This window comes from Amycolatopsis ultiminotia (assembly GCF_039536925.1).
In the GTDB taxonomy this organism is placed as follows: domain Bacteria; phylum Actinomycetota; class Actinomycetes; order Mycobacteriales; family Pseudonocardiaceae; genus Amycolatopsis; species Amycolatopsis ultiminotia.
On the sequence record NZ_BAAAZN010000014.1, the window covers coordinates 191,529 to 216,585 of the forward strand.

Genomic DNA, 25,057 nt, shown 5'->3' on the forward strand with positions numbered 1-25,057 from the left:
CCTTCTTCACTGGGTGGTCTCTCGGGTGGTTTCGCGGATCGCGTCGCGCACGATCGCGCTGCCGCGCAGCAGGGCGTCGCGGTCGGTGGTCAGGGCGGGCAGGAGCTTCAGCACGGCCTTGCCGCGGCCGGTGGACTCGACGATCAGTCCGCGCTCGAAACACCGTGCGACCACGGCGTCCGCGGTGGCCCGGCCGCCCACCTCGGTGAGGTCGATGGCGATCGCGTGGCCTTCGCAGCGCACTGCGGCACCGGGCGGCGGGTCCTCGTGCCAGAACTCGCGCAGCGTTTCGGCGCCGGTCCGGGCGGTGGCCCGGAACTCCGGGTCGAGCCACAGGTCGAGCGCGGCGCACGCGGCGACGAAGGCGAGCTGGTTGCCGCGGAAGGTGCCGGGGTGGTCGCCGACGTCCCACGAGTCGAGGCCCTCGCGGATGAGCAGGATCGACATCGGCAGCCCGAGCCCGCTGACCGACTTCGACACGGTCACCAGGTCGGGCACCACACCGGCGCGTTCGAACGAGAAGAACGGCCCGGTACGGCCGCAGCCGGCCTGGATCTCGTCCGCGATCAGCACGATCCGGTACCGGTCGCACAGCTCGCGCAGCCGCCGGAGCTCGGCGTCGGGGAAGCGGTAGACCCCGCCCTCCATCTGCACGACTTCGAGGATCACCGCAGCGGGCACGTCCATCCCGGACAGGTCGTCGGCGAGCATCCGCTCCAGCAGCGCCACCGACGGGAACTCCCCGGCCGGGCCGGTGGGGAACGGCAGGAAGGACACTTCGCCCAGCTCCACTCCCGCGGCGCGGCGCAGCGACCGGTCGGCGGTGGCGGCGAGGCTGCCCCGGCTCACGCCGTGGTAGGCGCCGGAGAAGGACACCACCGTGGTGCGGCCGGTGTGCTTGCGGGCGAGCTTGAGGGCGGCCTCGACGGCGTCGGTGCCGGTGCTGCCGCAGAACTGCACGCGATGGTCGAGCCCGCGCGGCTCCAGGACTTCGGCGGCGAAGCGGCGGAGGAACTCGCGCTTGGCCGGGGTGTAGCAGTCCAGCGCGTGCACGAGTCCGGAGCGCTCCAGATGCTCGATCACGCGGCGGCGGAGGTGGTCGTGGTTGTGCCCGTAGTTCAGCGCGCCCGCGCCGCTGAAGAAGTCCAGGTACTCGCGACCGTCCTCGTCGGTGATCGTGCAGCCGCGGCCGCTGGCGAGCACGGCGGGGAACACGCGGCAGTAGGAGCGGACGACGGATTCGCGTTCGCCGAACACGGTCAGCGCCGGTGGGGAGACGGTCGGTTCCGTGGTCACCAGGTCGGTCATCGGAGGGTCCCTTCGGTCGGTGCGGCGGATCGCCCGTCGGCCGCGGCCACGTCGGCGAGGACCGCGAGGTAGCGGTCGAGCAGCCGGGCGGCGTCCTCGTCGCGGATGCGGTCGGCGTAGTAGGACAGGGCGACGCGGGGAGCCGGATCGTCGGTGACGTCCAGGCGGAGGGCGAACTCGGTCTGGTTGCGGGTGCCGTCGGGATCCGGGTTCCCGCCGTCGCCGGTGGACTGCTGCGCGCGCAGCGCGGCGGACACCGGGTAGTTGGCCACCACCACGACCGAGTCGAACAGCGGGCCACCGCCCTCGCCGAGACGCTGCAGCGTGCCGGTGTCCACGCCCGCGTGCTCGGCGCCCTCCACCCGGGCCAGCTGGAACCGGTCGAGCAGGGCGGTCAGGGGTGCGCCCGGCTCGATCCGGACGCGGACGGGCAGTGCGGTGATGAACAGCCCGACCGCGCGCTCCACGTCGCCTGCCGCCTGGTCGCGCCCGGCGGACACGACGCCGATGGTCACGTCCGCGCGGTCCAGCCGGCCGGCGGCCAGCAGCGCCCAGGCGGCGCAGACGACCGTCGAGAACGTCTGCCCGTATTCGGTCGCCCGTGCCCGCAGCCGTTCGCCGACGGCAGCGTCCAGCGTCGTGCTCACCCGGCGGAAGCGCGACGGTCCGAACGTCCCCGGCCGGGCTGCCAGCCGGGTTGGCGCCGCACCGGACAGCAGCAGGCGCCAGTACGCCTCGTCACCGTCCACATCGGACTCCGGTAGCCGGAGGGCGGGCGCAGGGGGCAAGCCGGGGTCGGTACCGGACAGGGCGGCGAGGTAGAGCGCGAGCAGTTCGTCGAGCAGCACGAGATTCGACCAGCCGTCGGCGAGCAGGTAGCTCTGCACCTGGCCGAACCACCACGAGTCCGCGCTGCGCACGAGCCACACCCGCCACAGCGGTGGCGCGGTCACGTCGGGCGGTTCGGCCCGCGCCGTCTCCAGCAGATCGATCAGCGCTTCCCCGGCCGCGGTGTCGTCGCGGTCGTGCCAGTCGAGGACCTCGAGGCGCGGTTCCACGTGCTCGGCGACCATCCGCGTCCAGCGGCCTTCGTTCTTGCCGAACGCGGTGCGCAGCGCCGGGTGCCGCGCCGTGAGCCGCCGCCACGCCGTGGCGAACGCGCTCGGGTCCACTTCGAACGGCAGCCGGAGCGTGGACTGCATGGCGTACAGGCCGGGCACCCACGCTTCGTCGAGGACGGTCAGCATGTGCCGCTGCATCGGCGTCACGGCGATGTCTGCGCGAGAGCCGTCGCGGACGGTGGTCGCAGGGGTTTCGGCGGGGGCGAGCGTGCTGACGGCCGAGGCGAGGGCTTCGACGGTCTGGTGCGCGAACACCATCCGCGGCGTGATCGCGAGTCCTTCCCGGCGGGCGGCGCCCGCCATCCGGATCACCGCGATGGAGTTCCCGCCGAGTGCGAAGAAGTTCACGTCCACCGGCACGTCTTCGCACTCGAGCGCGTCCCGCCAGAGCCGTACGAGCCGGTGCTCCAGCGACGTCCGCGCTTCGCGGCCCGCACGGATTTCGCCCGCGGGGGAGGGGAGGGCACGCCGGTCGATCTTCCCGTTGTGTGTCAACGGGAACGCGTCCAGTCGCACGAAGGCCGCGGGCACCATGTGCGCGGGCAGCCGGGTCGCGAGCGCCTGCTTCAGCTCGTCGTCGGCCGGACCACCGGCGCCGACGAGGTACGCGACCAGCTTCTTCTCACCGTCCCGCGCACCGTGCGCGGCCACCAGCACCGATCCGCCGCCGAGCAGGTCGCGCAGTGCCGCCTCGACTTCCCCGGTCTCCACGCGGTAACCGTTGACCTTCACCTGGAAGTCGACGCGGCCCAGCAGTTCCAGCTCGCCGCCGGGCGACCAGCACGCGCGGTCGCCGGTGCGGTACAGCCGGGTGCCCGGCCGGCCGAACGGGTCGGGCACGAACTTCTCCGCCGTCAGCCGCGCCCGCCCGTGGTAGCCCCAGCCGACACCGGTGCCGCCGAGGTACAGCTCACCCGGGACACCGACCGGCAGCGGCGCCAGCGACGCGTCGAGGACGTACGCCGTCTGGTTCGCCATCGGCGCCCCGTACGGCACGCTGCGCCAGGCCGGGTCGACCCGTTCGATCACGTGGATCGTCGAGTCCATTGACACCTCGGTGGCGCCGCCCATGCCGACCAGCCGGGCCTGCTCGGCGAGCACGCGGGATCCGCGGGCGGGCAGCGTCAGCGGGATCCAGTCGCCGCCCAGCAGCACCAGCCGGATCGGCAGCCGAGGGCCGCCGCGGGTCTCGGCTTCCTCGACCAGCAGGCCGAACAGCGCGGGCACGGAATGCCACACGGTGACGCGTTCGCGTTCGACGACCTCGATCCACCGGTCCGGTGACCGCTCGTCGGCTGGCGGCGGGAACACCACGGTCGCACCGGCCATCAGCGTGCCGAACACGTCGTAGGCGCTCATGTCGAAAGCCAGTGCGGACACGCCGAACACCCGGTCGCCGGGGCCGACGCCGAAGCGGCGGTTGAAGTCCGCGAAGTTGTTGACCCGGCCGCGGTGGTCGACCAGCACGCCCTTGGGCCGGCCGGTCGAGCCGGATGTGTAGATCAGGTACAGCAGGTCGGCCTGCCAGGCACCGGCGGGCAGCCGGGTCGCGGGACGGCCCGCCGCGGCGGTGACCGGATCGAGCACTGTGACGTCGTTGCCGCCCACGGGTTCCCGGCTCAGCACAACCCGTGCGCCCGAGTCGGCGAGCATCCACCGCAGGCGCTCGGCGGGGTAGGACGGTTCCAGCGGCACGTACCCGGCGCCGGACTTCGCCACCGCCAGCTGCGCCACCACCAGGTCGACACCGCGTTCGAGGCATACGCCGACGCGATCACGACGCCCGCAGCCGTGGGCGCGCAACGCCTGGGCGAGCCGGTTCGCACGGGCATCGAGTTGGGCGTAGCTGAGGGACTCGTCGCCGCAGACCACCGCGACCGCGTCCGGCTGCCGGTCGGCCTGCGCTTCGACGAGCGCGTGCACCGTGCGGTCGTGCGGGAAGTCCTCGGTGGTGCGGTTCCACTCTTCGACCACGGTCGCGCGCTCGGCGGGGGAGAGCAGCTCAACGTCGGCGACCAGCGTGCCCGGCGCCGCGCAGATCGCGGTCAGCACACGCTGGTAGTGGCCGAGCAGGCGTTCGGCAGCCGCGGTGTCGAACCCGGACTCGTCGAACTCCAGCGAGACCAGCACCTCGTCCGGGGTGACCGCGCAGGACAGGTCGAGGGGGAACTTCGCGGTGCTGGAGTGGAGTTCGGCCGGCGCCAGCGACAGGCCGGGCAGGCGCAGCTCGTGGGCGGCGCCGTTGTTGAACACGAACATCGCGTCGAACAGCGGGCTCTCCGCGGCGGACCGCCGCGGCGCCAGGCCTTCGACCAGTGCGTCGAAGGGGATCTGGTGGTCGCGGGCCCAGACGCCGCGGGCGGTGGTGCGGGCGAGGACGTCCGCGAGCGTTTCGCCCGGCGAGACGTCCGCGGGGATCGGCACGGTGTTGGCGAAGTAGCCGATGAGCCCTTCGGTCTGCGGCGTGCGGTTGGCGAGCACGGTGCCGACCGCGAACCGCGACGTGCCGGTGTATCGGTGCAGCAGCACGGAAAACGCGGTGAGGGCGACGCTGAAGACCGTCGTGCGGTGCGCTTTGGCGACGCGTTCGAGAGCACGCGCGAGGCTCGCGTCCCACCGGGCGCGGACGCGACGGCCGGTCTTGTCCTGGCCGCGCTCGCCGCCGGGCAGCGCGAGCGGTTCGATGCCCGCGAGCTGCTGGCGCCACTCGTCGACGTCGTAGCCCCCGGGTTCGGTGGCACGCTCGTGCGCCGCGGCGTCCGCGTAGCCGATCTCCAGCTGTGGCAAGCGTGCCGGACGTTGTTCGCGTGCCGCGTCGTACAGCTCGGCCAGTTCGGACAGCAGCACCCCGACCGACCACGCGTCGGTCGCGATGTGGTGCACGACGACCGCGAGCAGGTGGTCCTCGGCGGAGATCCGCAGCAGCCGGCCGCGCAGCACCGGCCCGGCGGACAAGTCCATCGGCAGCGCAGCCTCGCGGTGCGCGGCGGCGAACGCGGCCGTTTCGCCGGTGACTTCCTCGACCGGGAGCGGAACCGGTTGTGCGTCCCGGACCACCTGTTCGAGCGTGCCGTTCTCGTGTTGGCGGTAGACGGTCCGGAGCACGGCGTGCCGCGCCACGATGCCGTCGATCGCCGCCCGCAACGCGGTCACGTCGAGGCGGCCGCGCAGCCGCACGCCGTAGGGCACGTTGTAGAGCGGCCTGCCTTCGGCAAGTGACTCGGACACCCACAGCAGTTCCTGGCCCCGGGACAACGGGCACGGCCGCGTGGGGTCGCGCCGCGGGATCGTACGCGCGGCAGCCCGCTTCCGGCCGCGCGCGAGCAGCATGGCCGTCAGCAGTTCACGCTTGGCGGGGGAAAGGCCCTCGAGCGTCTCGCGTCCCGGTTCGATGCCGACCATCAGGCTTCCCCCTCGCCTTCGGCGGCGAGCAGCTTCCGCGCCTCGTCGTCGGTCACGCTTTCGATCAGGGCGTTCAGCTCGAACCGTTCTTCGTCGGTGAGGCCGGCCAGCTGCAGCTCGTCGAGCGCGTCGGAGACACCGCGCACGGTGGCGCGTTCGAACACCGTGCGCAGCGGCAGCTCCACGTCGGTCCGTGCGGACAGCTCGGCGACCAGCCGCGTGGCGAGCAGGGAATGCCCGCCGAGGGCGAAGAAATCGTCGAGCGCGCCGACCTCGGACTCGCCCAGCAGCCGGGCGAAGGCGTCCGCCACGAGCTGTTCGGTCGGACCCGCGGGCGGTTCGAACCGCCGCCGCGCCCGTTCGACCACTACGTCGCCGCCGAGCAGGGCGGCCCGGTCCAGCTTGCCGTTGGGCGTGCGGGGCAGGGCGTCGAGGAACACGAATCCGCCGGGCACCATGTACCGCGGCAGCCGCGGCGCGAGGGCGGCCGCGATCGCGGCCGGGTCCCGTTCGGTACCGGCGAGACACGCCACCAGCGTCTGTTCCTCGTCCTCGCCGCGGACGACGACCACGGCGTCGGTGACTCCGGCCAGCTCCCGCAGCGCGGTCTCGACCTCGGCGGCCTCGATCCGGAACCCGCGCACCTTGAGCTGGTGGTCGAGCCGGCCGAGGAACTCCAGCCGCCCGTCGCGCAGCAGCCGCGCCCGGTCGCCGGTGCGGTACCGCCGTGCACCGGGCGGGCCGAACGGATCGGGCACGAACTTCTCCGCGGTCGCCCTCGGATCGCCGAGGTAGCCGCGGCCGACGACGAGGCCGCCGATCGCAAGCTCACCCGGCACGCCGAACGGCTGCAGCGTGCCGTCCGCGGCAAGGACGCGGCCGGTGGCCCCCGCGACCGGGCTGCCGATCGTGACCGCGCGGTCCGGCGGTGGCGGATCGGCCAGTACGGCGAGGTGGGTGTCGTCCGAGCACTCCGCCGGGCCGTAGGCGTTGACCACCGGGATCCGGGGGAACCGCCGCAGCCACGCCGCGCACAGGTCGGCCGGCAGCTCCTCGCCGGTGGCGCTGAGCCGGCGCACACTGCGCAGGTCCTCGTCGTCCGCCCGGTCGAGCACCGCGCGGATCATGCCGGGCACCAGCTGCAGCACCGACACCCGCCACCGGCCGGCCAGGTCCAGCAGGGTGGCCGCATCCCGGACCGCGGCGTCGTCCACGACCACGGTCGCGGCGCCGCGCAGCACGCCGGTCAGCATCTGCCAGATCGAGATGTCGAACGACGATCCTGCGGTCTGCGCCAGAACGTCCGATGTGGACAGTTCGAACTCGTGTGCCATCAGGTGCAGGTGGTTGAGCAGCCCGGCGCGTTCGACGACCACGCCCTTCGGCTCACCGGTGGTGCCCGAAGTGAAGATCACGTAGGCGCCGCGACGCGGGCTGAACTCGCCCTCGCCGAGCACGCGGGTGCCGGGTGTGGTCTCTTCGAGCACCAGGCGACGACGGTCCCCGGCCAGTGCCGCGAGCCGCGGCGCCTGTTCGGCGTCGGTGAGCACGACCGCGTCCGGGCCGAGCCGGGCCAGCATGCCCTCGATCCGCCGGTCCGGGAACTCCGGACTCACCGGTACGTAGACCGCGCCGGTCTCGGTGCAGGCGAGTGCGGCGGCGACGTGCCGGCGCGAACGCCGCGCGCACACCAGCACCGCCGGTTCCGGTCCGGTCACCGCGGCGTCCAGCCGGTCCGCGAGCCCGGCCACGGCCTCGCGCAGCTCCCGGTAGCTCCACTGCCCGTCCTGGTCGATCACCGCGAGCGCGTCCGGTGTCCGGCCCGCCCAGTGCTGCAACGCGGCGGCCGGGGTGTGCGGCTCGGGCGGCTCGGGCCCGGTGGACAGCGCGAGCTGGGCGGCGCTCTCCGCTTCCGGGCGCAGTTCCAGCTGGGACACCGGATGGCCCGGCCCGGCGACGATGGCCCGCAGCATCGCCTCGAAGTGGTCCAGCAGCTGTGCGCCGGTGCCCGCGTCGAACAGGTCCGCGTTGAGCTCCAGCGTCGCGTGCAGGCCGCCGGCCTCCTCGGCGAGGTCGAGGCTCAGGTCGAACTTCGCCGTGGTCTCCGGCGAGTCCAGCCGTTCCAGCTTCAGCTCGCCCAGGTCGATCTCCGAGTAGGGCGCGTTGTGCAGCACGAACATCACCTGGAACAGCGGGCTCAGGCTCAGGTCCCGGCTCGGCTGCAGCGCGTCCACGACGCGGTCGAACGGCACGTCCTGGTGCGCGTAGGCCTCCAGCGTGGTCCCGCGGACCCGCTCCAGCAGCCGGTCGAACGGCGCGGCGGGGTCCACCTCGGTGCGGAACACGATGGTGTTCACGAAGAACCCGACCACGTCCTCGACCTCGACCGACCGCGTCGACACCGGGGTCGCGACGGCGATGTCATCCGCGCCGCCGTACCGGTGCAGCTGCGCGGTGAACGCGGCCAGCAGGGTCATGAACAGCGTGGTGTTGTGCGCCAGGCCGAGTGCGCGGACCTCGTCCACCAGCTCGCCCGGGATCATCCGCCGCAGCGTCAGCCCCCGGTTGCTCATCGTCGCCGGGCGCGGCTTCTGCGCCGGGAACTCCAGCAGCGGCGCGGGTTCCCGCAGCCGTTCGCACCAGAATCCCAGCTGCCCGGCGAGATCGCCGCGCTCCACCCGGTCCCGCTGCCAGCTCGACCAGTCCGCGTACTGCACTTCCAGCTCCGGCAGCGGTGCCGGCGTGCCGGACCGCTCGGCCGCGTACAGCGCCGCGAAGTCCCGCACGAGCACCTGCAGGCCCCAGCCGTCGGCGACCACGTGGTGCACGGTCAGCACGAACACGTGGTCGTCCTCGGCGTGCCGGACCAGCGTCGCCCGCACCAGTGGCGCGAGCGCGAGGTCGAAGCGGTACGCGGCGGCATCGGCGACCCGCTCGGCACGCCGCTGCTCGGCCTCTTCGCCGGGCACTCCGGACAGGTCCACGACGTTCAGCGGGATCTCCACCCCCGCGGCGTCCTCGATCACCTGGACGACCGTGCCTTCTCGCGACACGATCCGGGTACGGAGCACCTCGTGCCGTTCGACGAGCGCGGCGAGCGTCGCCTGCAGCGCGCCGATGTCGAGCGGCCCGCGCAGCCGGACGACCGTGGCACTGTTGTACGCGCCCGTTTCGCCTTCGAGGTGGTCGAGCACCCACATGCGCTCCTGCCCGTACGACGAGGGCAGCGCCCCGTCGCGGGGGAGCACAGTGATCGGCTCGACCGGCGCGCCGCCGCCCGCCAGCGCGTCGACGTGCTCGGCCAGCTGCCGCACGGTCTGCTTCTCGAACAACGTCCGCAACGCGATCTCGCAGCCGAACACCCGGCGGATGCGGGACACGACCTGCGTGGCCATCAGCGAGTGGCCGCCGAGATTGAAGAAGTTGTCGTCGGGCTGCACGCGCGGCACACCGAGCACGTCCTGCCACACCCCGGCCACCAGCTCCTCGGTGGGCGACAGCGCCGCCGGTCGCCCGTCGTCCCGTGAACCGGCCACTGTGGACGGTTCCGGCAGCGCCGCCCGGTCCACCTTCCGGTTGGGGGTCAGCGGGATCTCCTCGAGCGGCACCACGAACCCGGGAACCATGTACTCCGGCAGCCGGGACCGGACGGTCGCGGTGACGTCGGCGGCGGTGACCCGCACCCCGCCGTCGGGCACGACGTAGGCCACGAGCGCCGAGTCGCCGCCGGCGTCGGAGCGCACGACCACGATCGCGTCGCGCACCCCGGGTGTGCCGCGGACGGCGTGCTCGACCTCGTCGAGCTCCACCCGGTACCCGCGGATCTTGACCTGGTTGTCCGCGCGGCCGAGCGGCACGACCGAACCGTCCGGCGCGTAGCGGCCGAGGTCGCCGGTCCGGTAGGCGCGGTCGGCGCCGCCGGGCACGTGGTCGCCGAACGGGTTGCCGGTGAACCGGGCCGCGGTCAGCTCGTCGTCGCCGGCGTAGCCGAGGGCGACGTGCGGCGACCGGATCACCACCTCGCCGGGCTCGCCGATCCCGGCGAGGTCGCCGCGCTCGTTCAGCACCAGCAGCTGGACGTCGCGCATACCGCGCCCGAGCGGGTAGGTCACGCGCGGGTCGTCGTCGTCGGTGCCGTGCTCTCGCGGCACCACGTGGTAGGCCACCGCGCGCTGCGACTCGGTCGAGCCGTAGAGGTTCACGCACGTCGCCGAGCCGGCCATCCGGGTGATCGCGCGGACGTCGCGGCTGGTCAGCGCGTCGCCGAGGAAGAACACCCGCTCCAGCCACGGCAGCGTGCCCGGGGCGATGGTCAGCTGGTCGAACAGCCTGGCCATCGGCGGCGTGAGATGGCTGACCGAGATCTGCTGCGTGCGGAACCACTGCGCGAGCCGTCCCGGGACCTCGATGTCGAGCTGCGCGGGCACGCAGATCGTCGCGCCGGTGACCAGCGGGGTGAACACCTCGCGGTGCAGCGGATCGTGGCTGATGCCGGACAGCAGGCTGTAGCGGTCGGTGTCGCGCAGGCCGAACGTCTCGGCCATCCACGGCACGAAGTGCGTGAGTGAGCCGTGCCGGCCGCGGATGCCTTTCGGCTTCCCGGTCGAGCCTGAGGTGAACGCCACGTACGCGCAGTCGTCCGGTCCGACCGGCTCGGGATCGGGGGAGGTGAGCCCGGCGGGCACGAGGTGCCGCGCGTCGTCGAGCCGCGCGGGCAGCTCGAACCGGCAGCGCAGCGGCAGTGCCTGCACGGCCTCCTCCACCACGAGCGGCACCGCGCCCGCGCTCGCCAGCTGCAGGAATGCGGCGGGCTCGGCGACGTCGAGACAGCCGGCGATGCGCTCCGGCGGATAACTCGGGTCGAGGATCGCGAAGGAGGCGCCCGCCCGCAGCACCGAAAGGATCGCCCAGACCAGCGCCGCGCTGCGGTCGCCGTAGATCGCCACGACGTCGCCCTTGCGCACCCCTTGCTGTGCGAGCACGGTGTGCAGGGCCCCGACGGCCCAGCCGAGATCGTGGTAGGTCAGATCCTGATCGGGTTCGGTCACCGCGATCCGTTTCGGCGCACGGGCCGCCCACACCTCGAACTGCTCGACCACCGAGCCGTGCCAAGCCGGGTCGAGCGGTTCGGCCGGATCGGGCAGCACCTCGGCCGCGCGTGCGGTGTCCAGCCGCAGCGCGCCGATCGGGATGTCCCGGTCCGCAGTCACCTGCTCCAGCACCCGCACCCACTGCGCCAGCAGTTCGGTCACCGCCTCGGGATCGAACCGGTCGGCGGCGTAGACCAGATCGAGCGCGAGCGTCCCGCCTGCCGGCCGCACGTAACAGGTCAGGTCGAATTTCGTGCCGGTCTCGGGCACGGAGAACTCCTCGACCGCCAGGTCCGCGAGCCCACCCTCGCGCGCTGCGATGCTGAGCATGTTCAGGTAGACGCGGAACAGCGGCGTGGTCGCCAGGTCGCGGTCGGGCGCGAGCCGGCCGACGAGCGTCTCGAACGGCACGTCCTGGTGTTCGTAGGCATCCACAGTGGACTTCCGGACGCGGTCCAGCACGGTCGCGAACGTCGGATCGCCGCTCAGGTCGGCCCGCAGCACCACGGAGTTGATGAAGAAGCCGATCAGCTCCTCCAGCTCGCGGCGGCGGCGGCCGGCGATCGGCGCACCGATCGCGAAGTCCTGCTGCCCGGCCAGCCGGCCGAGCGTCACCTGCAGGGTTGCCGCGAGCACCATGAACACCGTTGCGCCGCGGTCCGTGGCGAGCTGTTCGACTGCCGCGCACAGGTTTTCGCCAATGGTGGTGCGTACCCGGGCCCCGCTGCCGGTGGCGCCGGCACCGCCGTGCGCGATGGGCAGGCTGAGCACCGGCAGGTCTGCCAGCCGTGCACACCAGTGCTCGATCGAAGCGTCGAGCGCACCCGAGCCGAGCCGGTCGCGCTGCCGGCGCGAGAACTGGTCGTAAGTCACGGTCAGCTCGGGCAGCTCGTCGGCGGGGTGGCCGGTTTCCCGGCGGTAGAAGTGCGCGAGGTCGCGTTTCAGCACCTCCATCGACCAGCCGTCGCCCACGATGTGGTGCAGCGTCAGGGACAGCACGGCGTCGCCCGGCCCGATTTCCAGCAGCCGCACGCGCAGCAGTGGCCCGGTGGCGAGGTCCATCGGCTCGGCCGCCTCGGCCGCGACCAGCCCGGTGGCCTCGGCCAGCTTCTCCTCGACGGTCGCGCCGGTGAGCACCGCCCGGGTCAGCGGGATGTCGACGTGGTCCAGCACCCGCTGGACCAGCACGCCGTCCTCATCGGCGAAGACGGTGCGCAGCGTGCTGTGCCGCGCGACGAGGGCGGCCACGGCGCGGCGCAGGGCGTCCTCGTCGAGTGCGCCGCGCAGCCGCAGCGCTCCGGCGAGGTGGTAGCGGCCCGTCGCCGTGTGCGTGTCAGAACCGCGGTCGAGCTCTTCCAGGATCCACAGTCGTTCCTGCATCACCGAAAGCGGCGCAGGACCTCCGCCGGCGTGCACCGTGAGGTCATCGTCCGCACTGGCCGCCGCGGCGTCGCACCGGGCGGCGTAGTCGCGCAGGACCGGTGCCTCGAACAGGGTCCGCAAGGGGATGTCGCGACCCAGCTCTTCGCCGACCCGCGCGGTCACGGACGTGGCCAGCAGCGAGTGCCCGCCCAGTGCGAAGAAGTCGTCACTGCCGCCGACCTCGGCCAGCCCCAGCAGTTCCGCCCAGATGCGGCCCACGAGCTGCTCGGCCGGCGTCTCGAGGCCGTCTGCCGTCGCGTCGGCGAAGTCTTCGTGCCGCGGCCGGGCCAACCGTGCCGGGTCGAGCTTCCCGCCCGGTAGCCGGGGCAGCTCCGGCCGGAGCACGTACGCGGCGGGCACGAGGTGAGCGGGCAGCACGGCGGCGCACGCGTCCCGCAGGGTTCGCGGAGTGAGCGTGCCGTCGGCGCTTTCGACGTGCGCGACGAGCGTGCCGCCCGAAGCTGTGACAGCCGCGGCGGACACGTCGTCGCGGGCCAGCAGCACGGACTCGACTTCGCCCGGCTCAATGCGGTAGCCGCGGAGCTTGAGCTGGTGATCGCCGCGGCCGCAGTAGTCGACGGTCCCGTCGGCCCGCACCCGCACCAGGTCACCAGTGCGGTAGAGCCGGGCGCCCGGCACGTCGGAGAACGGGTCGGGCACGAACCGTTCGGCGGTGAGGCGCGACCGGCGGTGGTAGCCGGTCGCGACGCCCGCGCCGCCGACGTACAGCTCACCGACCGCGCCGGTGACGACCGGCCGCAGGTCCGCGTCGAGCACGTGGGCGCTGCCGCCGGGAAGGACGGCGCCCAGCGACGGCGGCTGTCCCGGCTCGCATTCGGCGGCGGTGATCGCCACGGTGGATTCAGTCGGTCCGTACGCGTTGACGAACCGCCGGCCGGGTGCCCAGCGGGCGACGTGCTCGGCACGGCACGCTTCGCCGCCCGACACGAGCGTGCGCAGGTCCGGCAGCTCACATTCGGGCAGCGTGTCGAGTACTGACGGCGGCAGCAGGCAGACTGAGATCCGTTGCTGCACCAACGTTTCCGCGAGTGCTTCGCCGACGAGCGCGTGCGCGCGCTCCGGCAGGCAGAGCGTGGCGCCGGCCGCCAGCGTGGAGAAGATCTCCCAGATCGAGGCGTCGAAGCTCAGGCTCGCGAACTGGAGCACGCGCGAGGAGGCGCCGATCCCGAAGCAGCCGGCCTGTGCGCCGGCGAGGTTCGCCAGCGCACGGTGCGAGACGCGCACCCCCTTCGCCGTCCCGGTCGAGCCCGAGGTGTACATCAGGTATGCCGTGGCGGCCGGGTCGAGCGTGGCGAGCCGGTCGGTCAGCCGGGGACGGCGCAGTGCCTCGTCGACCAGCTCGGCCGTGATCAGCACCCGCGAGCCGGAGTCGGCGATCATGAACGAACGGCGGTCCGCCGGGTAGGCCGGGTCGATCGGCAGGTGGACCCCGCCGCAGCGTTGCACGGCCAGCATCGCCACCACGGCCTGCGCCGACGGCTCGATCGAGACCGCGACGACGTTGCCGCAGTCCACGTCGTACTGCCGTTCCAGCACCCGGGCCAGCTGCTCGACCTGTGCGTGCAGCTCGGCGTAGCTGAGCACGCCGCCGCGGTGCTCGAGCGCGGGGGAGTCCGGTGACGCGGCCACAACTTGCTCGAACCGGGTCCAGAACAGTTCCGGTGCCGCGACCGGCGGCCACGCGGCCAGCGTCGCGGCCGCACCCGGGGTGCCGATGCGCTCGTCCGGCCGCCGTGCGATTGCCCGCGCGGTCTCCCGGAACAGCTGCGCGACCAGCCGGGCGGTATCGGCGCCGAACAGGTCGCGGTTGTACTCCAGCCAGCCGGTCAGCGGGCCGCCGTCGTCGGTGACCTCGAAGGTCAGGTCGGTCTTGGCCGTGCCGGTGTACAACGGCGCGACCTCGGCACGCAGCCCCGGCAGCTCCGGCACCGGCAGGCCGCCGCTGTGGACGTCCAGGATCGCCTGGAACACCGGGCTGCGGCTGGGATCGCGGTCGTGCCCGACGGCCTCGACGATCGCCGAGAACGGCACGCCCTTCCACTCCAGCGCTGCCAGCGCGGTGTCCCGCGTCCGGTCGAGCAGTGCGCGTGCGGAGGTGCCCGACGGCACGTCGAAGCACATCGGCAGGGTGTTGACGAAGAAGCCGACCGTGTCGTCGCACGATCCGTCGGCGGGCCGGTTCGCGTCCGGCACGCCGAGGACCACGCGAGGCGTGCCGGCGAGGCGGGACAGCGTTGCGGCGGTGCACGCCGCGAGCACCATGAACACCGTCGCCCGCTGCTCGCGGGCGAGTCGCCGCAGCAGCGCGGAGTCCTCGGCGTCGAGTGCCAGTGGCACCCGGTCGCCCGCGAACGTCTGCAGCGCCGGCCTCGGATGATCCAGTGGCAGGTCGAGCACGGGCGGCGCGGCTTCGAGGTGGCGCGTCCAGAACGCCACGCCTTCGGGGTTCCCGTGGTGTTCGCGGTCCGCCCAGCCGGCGTACCCGTTCGCCGGAGTGTCCACAGTGGATCCTGAGTACCGGGTGGCCAGCTCGGCAGTGAGCACTTCCACCGACCGGCCGTCGGAGACGATGTGGTGCATGGCCAGTATCAGCGCGTGCTCGGTGTCGCCGAACCGCACCAGCACGGCCCGGATCAACGGCGGCTCGTCCAGCGTGAACGGGCGCGCGGCGTGCTCGGCGGCCAGCTCCGCCAGCGCTGCGTCCCGGTGCGACGGCGCCACCGCGGTGCGGTCGACGACCTCGAACGGGCAGGAAAGTCCACTGTGGAGGAACGGGACCGGCTGCCCGCCCTCCTCGCGGAACCCGGTGCGCAGCGCGGGGTGCCGGGCCACGAGCGCGTCCAGCGCGGTTCGCAACCGGTCGGGGTCGAGCGCGCCGTAGAGTCGCAGCACACCGGCCACGACATAGGCGCTGGAGCCGGGCGCGAGCCGGTCGAGGAACCACAGCCGCCGCTGGCCGGGGGAGAGGGCCGCGCGTTCCGGACCGGGCTCGGCCGCCGGGGCGGGGGCCGCGGCCAGCTCGTCGATCAGCGCCGCCTGTGCCCGGACGGTGACCGCTTCGAAGAACATCCGCAGCGGCGGCTCGACGCCGAATTCCCGGCGCACGAGCGTGTTGAGCCGCGCCGCCCGCAGCGAGTGGCCGCCGAGTGCGAAGAAATCGTCCTCCGGGCCGACCGCGGTCACGTCCAGCAGGTCGCGCCACAGCGCGGCCAGCCGTGACTCCGTGCCGGTCAGCGCGGCGGGTTCCGCGTCGCGCGTCGCGGTGCGCGCCCGCTCGCGCAGCGCGGTCGCGTCGACCTTGCCGTTCGGGGTCAACGGGATGTCCTCGACCGTCAGCAGGACGGAGGGGACCATGTACCCGGGCAACCGGGTCCGCAGCCAGCCGCGCAGCGCCACCGGGTCGACGTCGCCGGTGACAGCCGCGATCAGCTCGGTCTCGCCGTCCTCACGGGCCACGACGACCGCCGCCTCCGCGACGCCCGGGTGCCGGCGCAGCGCGACGTCGATCTCGCCGAGTTCGATGCGGTACCCGCGCACTTTGACCTGCTGGTCGCGGCGGCCGAGGTAGCGCAGCTGCCCGTCGGCGCCGCGGCGCACCAGGTCGCCGGTGGCGTAGAGGCGGCGTCCGGGCGTGCGGGTGAACGGATCGGGCAGGAACCGTTCGGCGGTCCGGCGGGGCGAGGACGCGTACCCGCGGCCGACGCCGAAGCCGCCGATGTACGCCTCGCCGACGACCCCGTCGGGCACCGGCTGCAGCGAGGCGTCGAGCACGTGGACGACGCTGTCGGTCATGTCGGCGCCGATCGAGACGTCACGGGCGCGCCGCACCCGGCCCGATCCGGGGCCGAGCACGGCCACGGTCGAACACACGGTGGTTTCCGTGGTCCCCCAGCGGTTGTAGAGCGTGACGTGGGCCCGGTCGGCGGCGAACCACCGTGCGAGCTTGTCCGGGTGCACCGCTTCGCCGCCGATGAGCACCGCGCGCAGATCCGGCGGCACCACTGCGCCACCGTCCACAGCGGACACCAGGACCTGGAAGAACGCGGTGGGCACGTCGAGGTGCGTCAGCCGCTGTTCGGCGCACCAGGACCAGAACCGTTCCGGCGAGCCGAGCACGGCTTCGTCGCGCAGCACCAGCGTCGCCCCGCGGGTCCACGCGGAGAAGATCTCCTCCAGGCTCGGGTCGAAGGTGAGCGGTGCGAACTGCAGCACCCGGTCGCCCTCGCGCACGTCGATCTCGTCCAGGAAGGACAGTACGTAGCTCAGCAGCGAACGGTGCTCGATCTGCACGCCCTTCGGCCGTCCGGTCGAGCCGGAGGTGAAGATCGTGTACGCCAGCGTGTCCGGGCCGGCGACCCGGGCCGGCCGCTCGGCCGGGCCCTGGTCGTCTTGGTCGATCCGCACGGCCACGCCGAGTTCCGCGGCGAGGGCGGCGGTGGGCTCGTGACAGAGGATCCGCGTGCACCGGGCGTCGCCGACCATCGCGGCCAGCCGGTCCGCCGGCAGGGTGTGGTCGAGCGGCACGGCGGCGGCGCCGGACTTGAGCACCGCGAGCAGCGCGACCACCAGCTCCGGCGAGCGGCGCGCGCACAGCCCGACCGTGTCCTCCGGGTGCAGGCCGAGACCGCGCAGCCGGTGGGCCAGCCGGTTCGCCGCCCGCTCCACCTCGGCGTAGGTCAGCTCGCCGGTGGCGGAGACGAGGGCCACCGCATCGGGCACGCGGTCCGCGGTCGCCTCGAACAGCTCGTGCACCGCGGTGGCGCCGGGTGCGGTGCGGGCAGGAACGTCGGCGCGGGCGGGCGACTCGCCGGACCCGGCCAGGCGCAGCGCGGCGACCGGGGCGCCCGGCGCCGCGGTGAACTGCGTGAGAAGGTCGAGGTACTGGTCCGCGAGCTGCCCGGCGAGTCCCTCGTCGAACCGGTCCGCGCGCACGAGCAGGTGGGCGAGCAGGCCGTCCCCGGTCTCGACCACGTGCAGGGTCAGGTCGAACTGGGTCGCGAGGTCGGTCACCGGGAACGGGGTGAGGGTGAGCCCGTGCAGGTCGGCGTGGCCGGTTCCGGAGCCGAACACCACCGAGGTGACCTCGTTGCCCACCCCGCCCGGCGGGCGTTCGAACACCACTGCCGCGTTGACCGCCGCGGCCGCGTTCCCGCGGGCGCGCATCAGCTCGACCAGCCTGCGGTAGGGCAGGTGCTGGTGCTCCAGCGACTGCCGCACCTGGGCACCGGTGCGGTTCACCAGCTCGCCGACGGTCGCGCCGCCGAGGTCTGCGCGCACCGGGATCGTGTTCACGAAGTACCCGGCGGTACGGCGGAACCGCGCCTGCGGCCGTCCGGTCACGGTGGCACCGAGCACGAACTCGTCCTCGCCGCTGTGCCGGCCGAGCAACACTTCGAAGGCCGCGGTCAGCACCGGGAACAAGGTGGTCCCGGCTGCGCGCCCAACCCGGTCGAGCCCGGCCAGCACGTCGCGGCCGACGACGCGCCGTTCGAGGTCGATGCGCGTGCCGGGTGCGGTGCTGTCGGTGTAGGGCAACGCCGGGGCGTGCACCTCGCCGTCGAGCAGGCCGAGCCAGTACCGCTCGTCGGCTTCCCGGCGCGGCGAGCGCTGGTATTCCTGTTGCCAGCGCACGAATTCCTGGTACTGCGCGGCCGCAGGCAACTGCGGCCCTTCGCCGTCCCGCAACGCGGTGTAGATCGCTGCCAGCTCGTCGAGCAGCACGACGGCGGACCAGAAGTCGGTGACCGCGTGGTGCTGTGCCAGAACGAGCACCGGATCTCCGACGCCGGTGACCAGTACCGCCCGCGCCACCTCGCCGTGCTCGAGGTCGAACGGCGCGAGTGCGCGCTCGTCCACCTTCGCGCGCAGCTCCGCCACACCACCGGTGACCGGAACGACCTCCAGGGCGAACGGGGCCGCGCCGTCGGTCACCTGTGTGCGGCGGCCACCGTCGGTGCCGAACCGCGTGGTCAGGATCGGGTGCCGCGTCCCGAGGCGGAGCACCGCGTCGGCCAGCGTCGAGACGTCGGGCGAACCGGCGAGCCGAACCGCGGCGGACACGTGCTGCCTGCTCGCCGGCCCTTCCATCTCACGCAGGAACAGCAAGGACTCCTGGCCTGCGGAGAGCGCAGACGCGCCGGTCGCGACCTCCCCGCCCGGCGTTGCGGGCGCTTCGCCGGGGATCCGCGCCGCGAGGTCGGCTGCCAGCTCGCGCAGGCTGCCGGACCGCAGCAGTTCGGCCGGCTCCAGCGCCACGCCGAGCCGTTCTTCCACGTCGAACGCCAGCTCCACCGCGGCGAGCGAGTCGAGGCCCAGGTCCGCGACCGAGGTGGCGGCATCCGGGTCGGCCGCCCGGCGGCGCAGCTCGGCCTCCACCGCGTCCACCTGCGCGTCGAGGTCCAGGCCGCGCAGCTCCGCGGCGGTCAGGCCGGCCGCCTGCCCGCCCGCGGCGACCGGCCCGGCCGCGGAACGGCGGTACCGTTCGCCTTCGACGGATCCGGCGAGGTAGGCCGCGCGGCTCGCGAGCCGCTGGACCTTGCCGCTGGAGGTCTTCGCCAGTGTGCGCGGCGCCAGCAGCACCACGTCGTGCAGGGCGACCCCGGCGTCCTGCAGTACGGCGGCGGCAATCGCGTCGGCGACCGCAGGCAGTCCGGCATCCGGGAGGCCGGCCCGCACCTCCTGCAGAAGCACGCACTGCTCGCCGTCGCCGTGGTCGACGGAGAACGCGGCGCCGCAGCCCGGCCGCGCATCCGGTGTGGCGAGCACGGCGGTCTCTTCGAGGTCGTGCGCGTAGAGGTTGCGGCCGCGCACGACCATGATCTCCTTGCGCCTGCCGGTGACGTGCACCTGGCCGTCGAGCACGAAGCCCAGATCGCCGGTGCGCAGGAACGGACCGCTGCCGTCGGCCAGTCGCGCGGCGAACGTCTCCGCGGTCGCCTCCGTGTCGTTCCAGTACCCCGCTGCCACGGACGGGCCGCGGACCCACAGTTCGCCCACGGTGCCCGGCGCCACCTCGGCGCCGGTCGCGGGATCGGCGACCACGAGCTGGTGTCCCTCAGCCACCTGTCCGGACGAGACGAGCGTCGCGTCCGTGCCTTCTTCGACCCGGCCACTCTCCAGCGCCGGGCGGTCGACGGTGCGCCGCAGCACGCCATTGCCGCGGCCCGCGCCGGCTACGAACAGCGTGGCTTCGGCAAGGCCGTAACAGGGCAGGAGGGCCGCCGGGTCGAAGCCGCTCACCGCGAATGCCTCGGTGAACCGCGCGAGCGTGCGGGAGCGCACCGGCTCGGCCCCGCAGAACGCGACCTGCCAGCGGGACAGATCGAGATTCGCGCGCTCGGCCTCGGTGCTCTTGGCGACGCACAGGTCGAAGGCGAAGTTCGGACCGCCACTCGCCGTGGCGCCCCGGGAAGCGACGGTCTCCAGCCAGCTCATCGGGCGCCGGAGGAACGTCAGCGGGGACATCAGGACCGTGGAAATCCCGCTCAGCAACGGCTGCAGCACCCCGCCGAGCAGGCCCATGTCGTGGTAGAAGGGCAGCCAGGACACGTTCACGTCGTCCGCGCTCAGGCCGAAGTTGCCCGCAATCGACCGGCCATTGGCCACCAGGTTGGCCTGGGTCACCACCACGCCGCGTGGCCTGCCGGTCGAGCCGGACGTGTACTGCAGCAGCGCGGGTGACCCGGGCGCCGGGTCCGGCGGCCGCCACGCACCGGCATCCTCGGCCAGCGCGTCCTCTGTGGACAGCCAGGGCAGCGGGCCGAGCTCCGGCGCCTGTGCGAACAGTTCCCCGGCGAACTGCCGGACCAGCCGCGTGGTCAGCACGACCTCGGCGCCCGCGTCCCGCACGATGGCCCGCAGCCGCGGCAAGGTGCGCTCCGGGTTCGCGGGGTCCGGCGGGTACACCGGCACCGCGACCATCCCGGCGTAGAGCGCGCCGAGGAAACCGGCCACGAAGTGCTCGCCCGGCGGGTAGAGCAGCAGTACCCGGGCGCCCGGCCGAGCTCGCCCGGCGAGCGCGGCGGCCACGGAGCGGGCCCGCGCGTCCAGTTCGGCGACGGTGCGCGTGGTGCTTTCCCCGCTGTCGGCGAGGAACTCGTAGCGGACCGACGCGCCGCGTTCGTGGACGGTGCGGCGGATCGTGTCGACGACAGAGCTGTCCCAATGCATGGCTGTGTCCCGTGGTCTCTGGAGTGCCCGGTCGGGGAAGAGCGGAGCGGGGTCAGTACCCCGCGATCGGCCTGCGCGCGCAGAGGGCCGCGACCCGTCTGCGCGCCTGTGCGCGCGCGAGTGCGTCGAGCCGGGGGGAATCCGCGGTGGTGGCGGCGAGGATGTCGCAGACGAGGTCGGCGACCTCGGCGACGTCCTGGTCGTCGAGTCCGCGGGCAGCCATGCTGTTGCTGCCGAACCGCACACCGGAGGCGACGCTCGCCGGATGCGTGTCGCCGACGATCCGGTTCTTGTTGACCAGGATTCCGCAGTCCTCCAGCGCACGTTCGGCACCCACGCCGGTGACGCCGAACGACGACAGCACGTCGGCCACCACGATGTGGTTGTCCGTCCCGCCGGAGATGATCCGCACCCCACGGCGCGCCAGCTCGGTGGCCAGTGTGGCGGCCAGCGAGCGGACCCGCGCCATGGTGCCGGCGAACTCCGGCGTCGCCGCCAGGCCCAGCGCGTAGGCCTTCGCCGCGATGCTGTTCACCACCGGCGCCCCCTGCATCAACGGGAAGATCCCGCTCTGCATCGCCTGTTCCAGCGTGCGGCCGTCCGGCAGGCTGGTGCCGGCCGACCGGCCCAGCAGGATCAGGCCGCCGCGCGGGCCGTAGAGCTGCTTGTGCGTGCAGGTGGTGACGACGTCCGCATGATCCATCGGCGACGGGTGCAGCCCGGCGACGACCAGACCCGCGATGTGCGTGATGTCGGCCAGCAGCCACGCCCCGACCTCGTCGGCGATCTCGCGGAACGCGGCCCAGTCGAGCGTGCGCGGGTACGCGGTGGTGCCGGCGATGAGCAGCTTCGGCCGGTGCTCCAGGGCCTTCGCACGCACCTCGTCGTAGTCGATCAGCCCGTCCGGGGAAAGGCCGTACCCGTGCGCGGCGAACAGCTTCCCGGACACGTTGACCGGCGCGCCGTGGCTGAGGTGACCGCCCGCGTCGAGGTCGAGGCCGAGGATGGGGTCGCCCGGCCGGAGCAGCGCGGTCATCACGACCTGATTGGCCGTGCTCGCCGAATGCGGCTGGACGTTGGCGTAGCGGGCGCCGAAGGCCCGCCGCGCGCGGTCCACGGCCAGCTGCTCGACCTTGTCGACGTTGACGCAACCGGCGTGGAACCGCCGTCCGGGGTACCCCTCGGCGGTGACGTTGGCGAACACGCTGCCCTCGGCCAGCAGCGCCGCCGGCGACACGGGGCTGCACGACGCGACCAGGGCGAGCGTTTCGTGCTGGCGGGCCAGCTCGTCGCCGAGCAGCTCGTGCAGCTCCGGGTCGCCGAGCTCGAGGGAGTCCAGGGCTTGTTCGTAGAAGGAGGCCAGACTGCTGGTATCCGGCCGGTCTCGTCCCGGGTTCGGTCGGGGGTGGTCACGTTCGGGAGAAAGCGCGGGCACGCCCGCAACATTGGTCATGAGTGATCCCGGCTCGTCGTGGTGGCGCGGCCGCGGGCGGCCGGTCAGAAGTTCGGCATGGACAACATGGCGGCAACGCGGCGTTCCGGGTCCTCGAACGCCCGGCGCCCGTGCATCACGCGCTTGTTGTCGATCATCGCGATGTCGCCGGGCTGCCATTCGATGTCCACCGCCACCTGCTCGGTGGCGTCGAGCGCGTCCCAGCGGCAGTGCTGCGGAACCGGCGAACCGTCCTCGAACGCGACGACGGCGCCCGAGCCGAGATAACTGTTGCACAATGTCCGCGAATCCGTGTACGGCGCCTGTGGAATCGCGGAAACGGTGTAGCTCCAGTCGAGATTGCCTTCGTCGTCGAACCGGTATTCGAAATCCCGGTACTCGGCGAACAGTTTTTCCAGCTCGGTGCGGTCCCGGGTGCCGAACACCCTTTCCTGGTGTTCCGGGCCGGTCGGGAACGGCAGCCGCCAGGTGAGCCGGCGCTCCTCGAACAGCCGGCGCGTCTCGGCACCCAGCAGTTCCAGCGCCTGCACACCGTCGTACACCGTGGTCGCACCGCCCGAGGACGCCGGGCGCACGCAGTAGAACCACTGCAGGCCGGGGTGCAGCGGGCAGTAGCTCATCTCGGAGTGTGCCGGAATCGGGTTGCGGTGCGCATCAACCAGCAGCACGGCCCCGTCGTCGGAAATCGTCTGCCGGTTGGGGTTCTGGTGGAAGTACAGCTTTTCCGAAAAACGCTGCACCAGCTCGCGGAAATCGTCGGCGGTCGCGTCGAACCCCCGGAACAGCAGCGTGCCGTGCCGGACGAAGAGATCGACCACCTCGTCGTGCGGGAGTTCCCCGAGCGCGGACACACCGGTGCCCTCGATGATCAGACCGTGGTGTTGCGAAAGATGCGCAACCGAAAAAAGCCCCGTCATTGGACCCCCCAGTAGGACCTATACGGATAGTTGCCGGCGGCACTGCCGGCGTGCGTAACGATAATCGAGCATACGTGACCCGGCAACCGGATCACTACGGTTTCCAGATTTCAGTGGATGTTCGCCCGTCCGCCGTCCCCTTGGCGCACCGGCGACGTTCAGGACTGCTCACCAACAAACCACCACGGTCCGCGCCCGTCAAGAGCGTCACGGTGGGAGTTCTCCGCGGCAGGAAGCCACTAAAGGCGGATCGACCGGCCGCGGGGAAGCCGGTACCCTTCGCGCGCACCGTGATCGTACCGGCCCTCTGGCGCGATGGCGATGGATCAGCGGTGCTGCTGCCATGTAGTCTATTCCGGAAAGTCCTTAATAGACTGTCCTATTTAGATAATCACAGGCGGATAAGGGATTCGCGGTGAGTGTCCACTATGGTCTGCCTTCCTTGTGTCCGGGAATGCCGGCATGGAAATTACCGTCCTTTCCGGACGGTGAGCCACGTTCGGCCGGGTGCGGCCTGGTTTGCCGCCGCTGATCCGGTTCATCCGGTCTGTCCCTGTTGACAGATGTGAAAGTATTTTTCCGCCAGGTGCCGATCGGGTCGGCGAGGTCCCGACCGGGGCCGCTGTCCCCGGGGGAGAGGAACCGTCCATGCGCACCGCCCGCCGTGTCCCTGTTGTGCTCGCGCTCGGCGCGGTGGTCGGCGCCGGTTGCCTGGCCCCGGTCGCGTCCGCGGCACCGGCCGGCACCACGTCCGCGGCTCCGGTCGATGCCGGCGACTACTACCGGGATGCCGAAGGAAAGACCGGCGCCGAGCTCAAGGCCGCGCTGCACACCATCATCAGCACCAACACCAAGCTGACCTACGACCAGGTGTGGGACGGGATCAAGGCCGCCGACGAGGACCCGGCCAACCCGGCGAACGTCGTCCTCATCTACAGCGGCCGGTCGCAGGCGAAAACCGCCAACGGGGGCGATCCCGACGACTGGAACCGGGAGCACGTCTGGGCCAAGTCCCACGGCGACTTCGGTACCGCGCCCGGCCCCGGCACCGATCTGCACCACCTGCGGGCCGAGGACGTCTCGGTCAACGGCGCCCGCGGGAACAAGGACTTCGACAACGGCGGCTCCGCGGTCGACCAGGCGCCGGGGAACCGCACCGACGACGACTCGTTCGAGCCCCGCGACGCGGTCAAGGGCGACGTGGCCCGCATGATCCTCTACATGGCCGTCCGCTACGACGGCACCGAGGGCTACCCCGATCTCGAACCCGATGACAGTGTCGACAACGGCTCCGCGCCTGCCATCGGCCGCCTCTCGGTCTTGCTGGACTGGAACTCCCAGGATCCGCCGGATGCCACCGAACAGCACCGCAACCAGGTCATCTACGACCAGTTCCAGCACAACCGAAACCCGTTCATCGACCACCCCGAATGGGCGGGCTCGATCTACGGCTGATACCCGCACTCCCCGTCGGCGAGAATTCCACTGTGGCCGAAGGGAATTGACTCGGCTTCGAGCAAAGTGTCCGCATTGGACAGTTCGATCCGCCGACTCTTTTGTGCCCCTGATGTGATGCGAAAAACTCCATCGTTGTGCCCGAGAGCGACCGACTAGCCGCGAAGCCGGCGGGGCGCCGCTCGACGACCTCACCGTGCTGGATCAGCCTGCGCCGAAAATGCACGGCGGCGAATACCGTCTACCGGAACCGGGCGATTGTGTTCAACGCGCTCGAATTCGCCGTGGAGAAGGAACTGCTGCAGAAAACCCCGATCGCCGGCGCGGCGTGGACCGGCACCGCGCAACGGCGAGATCGTCGACGACTCAAGCAACGCGCCAGGGGAGAGGTGCGGCCAGTGCCGTGCCCGCCGCTGCTGACGGCGACGCTTCAGCACCACGTTGAGCCGTACGGCGTCGCCGACGACGGCAGCCCGCTCAGGTCGCCGCGTGGACAGGCCACTCGGTCGCCGTCGTGCACGAGGTCTGCACCAAAGTGCTTGACGGACCGGAATGACATGGCGCTGGAGAAGATCGCCCGCATCCTGGACCTGCCCGCCGGAGACGACGCAGACCGCGAGTAGCCCGCGCACAACAATGGCCGACCGCCTTTTCACCCATCGCCGCCACACGGCACGACACCAGCCCGTGACCGGTTTT

At 72.4% G+C, this 25,057-nt stretch carries 7 protein-coding genes; 2 read left to right on the plus strand and 5 right to left on the minus strand.

Annotated elements, in window-relative coordinates; all coding sequences use genetic code 11:
• Positions 1-6 precede the first annotated feature (6 nt).
• The 5 genes from ABD793_RS29130 to ABD793_RS29150 are packed head-to-tail and all read right to left on the minus strand — an operon-like array spanning position 7 to position 22,903.
• A complete protein-coding gene (locus ABD793_RS29130; RefSeq protein ID WP_344865718.1) occupies positions 7-1,308 on the minus strand; it encodes a diaminobutyrate--2-oxoglutarate transaminase in 1,302 nt (433 codons plus the stop codon).
• Positions 1,305-5,831 carry a non-ribosomal peptide synthetase gene (locus tag ABD793_RS29135; protein WP_344865720.1) on the minus strand — a complete coding sequence of 1,509 codons (4,527 nt, stop codon included), beginning with the start codon at positions 5,829-5,831 and terminating at the stop codon, positions 1,305-1,307. Before ABD793_RS29135 ends, ABD793_RS29130 begins: the two co-directional genes overlap by 4 nt.
• A complete protein-coding gene (locus tag ABD793_RS29140) occupies positions 5,831-20,533 on the minus strand; it encodes an amino acid adenylation domain-containing protein (protein ID WP_344865722.1) in 14,703 nt (4,900 codons plus the stop codon). Before ABD793_RS29140 ends, ABD793_RS29135 begins: the two co-directional genes overlap by 1 nt.
• A gap of 52 nt (positions 20,534-20,585) precedes the next feature.
• On the minus strand, positions 20,586-21,986 hold the full coding sequence (locus tag ABD793_RS29145) for a serine hydroxymethyltransferase (protein ID WP_344865724.1): 1,401 nt from the start codon (positions 21,984-21,986) through the stop codon (positions 20,586-20,588).
• A gap of 44 nt (positions 21,987-22,030) precedes the next feature.
• On the minus strand, positions 22,031-22,903 hold the full coding sequence (locus tag ABD793_RS29150; RefSeq protein WP_344865726.1) for a TauD/TfdA family dioxygenase: 873 nt from the start codon (positions 22,901-22,903) through the stop codon (positions 22,031-22,033).
• A gap of 648 nt (positions 22,904-23,551) precedes the next feature.
• On the opposite strand from ABD793_RS29150, the gene ABD793_RS29155 reads away from it, so the two are divergent.
• Both ABD793_RS29155 and ABD793_RS29160 read left to right on the plus strand, forming a co-directional pair.
• Complete coding sequence (locus ABD793_RS29155) at positions 23,552-24,358, plus strand: endonuclease I family protein (RefSeq protein WP_344865728.1); 807 nt, start codon at positions 23,552-23,554, stop codon at positions 24,356-24,358.
• A 137-nt stretch (positions 24,359-24,495) separates the two neighbouring features.
• Positions 24,496-24,981 carry a hypothetical protein gene (locus ABD793_RS29160; RefSeq protein WP_344865730.1) on the plus strand — a complete coding sequence of 162 codons (486 nt, stop codon included), beginning with the start codon at positions 24,496-24,498 and terminating at the stop codon, positions 24,979-24,981.
• Positions 24,982-25,057: the final 76 nt, after the last annotated feature.

Coding starts and splice junctions, on each gene's coding strand:
- ABD793_RS29140 (WP_344865722.1), bottom strand. CDS start 20,533: ATGCATTGGGACAGCTCTGTCGTCGACACGATCCGCCGCACCGTCCAC.
- ABD793_RS29130 (WP_344865718.1), bottom strand. CDS start 1,308: ATGACCGACCTGGTGACCACGGAACCGACCGTCTCCCCACCGGCGCTG.
- ABD793_RS29150 (WP_344865726.1), bottom strand. CDS start 22,903: ATGACGGGGCTTTTTTCGGTTGCGCATCTTTCGCAACACCACGGTCTG.
- ABD793_RS29145 (WP_344865724.1), bottom strand. CDS start 21,986: ATGACCAATGTTGCGGGCGTGCCCGCGCTTTCTCCCGAACGTGACCAC.
- ABD793_RS29135 (WP_344865720.1), bottom strand. CDS start 5,831: ATGGTCGGCATCGAACCGGGACGCGAGACGCTCGAGGGCCTTTCCCCC.
- ABD793_RS29155 (WP_344865728.1), top strand. CDS start 23,552: ATGCGCACCGCCCGCCGTGTCCCTGTTGTGCTCGCGCTCGGCGCGGTG.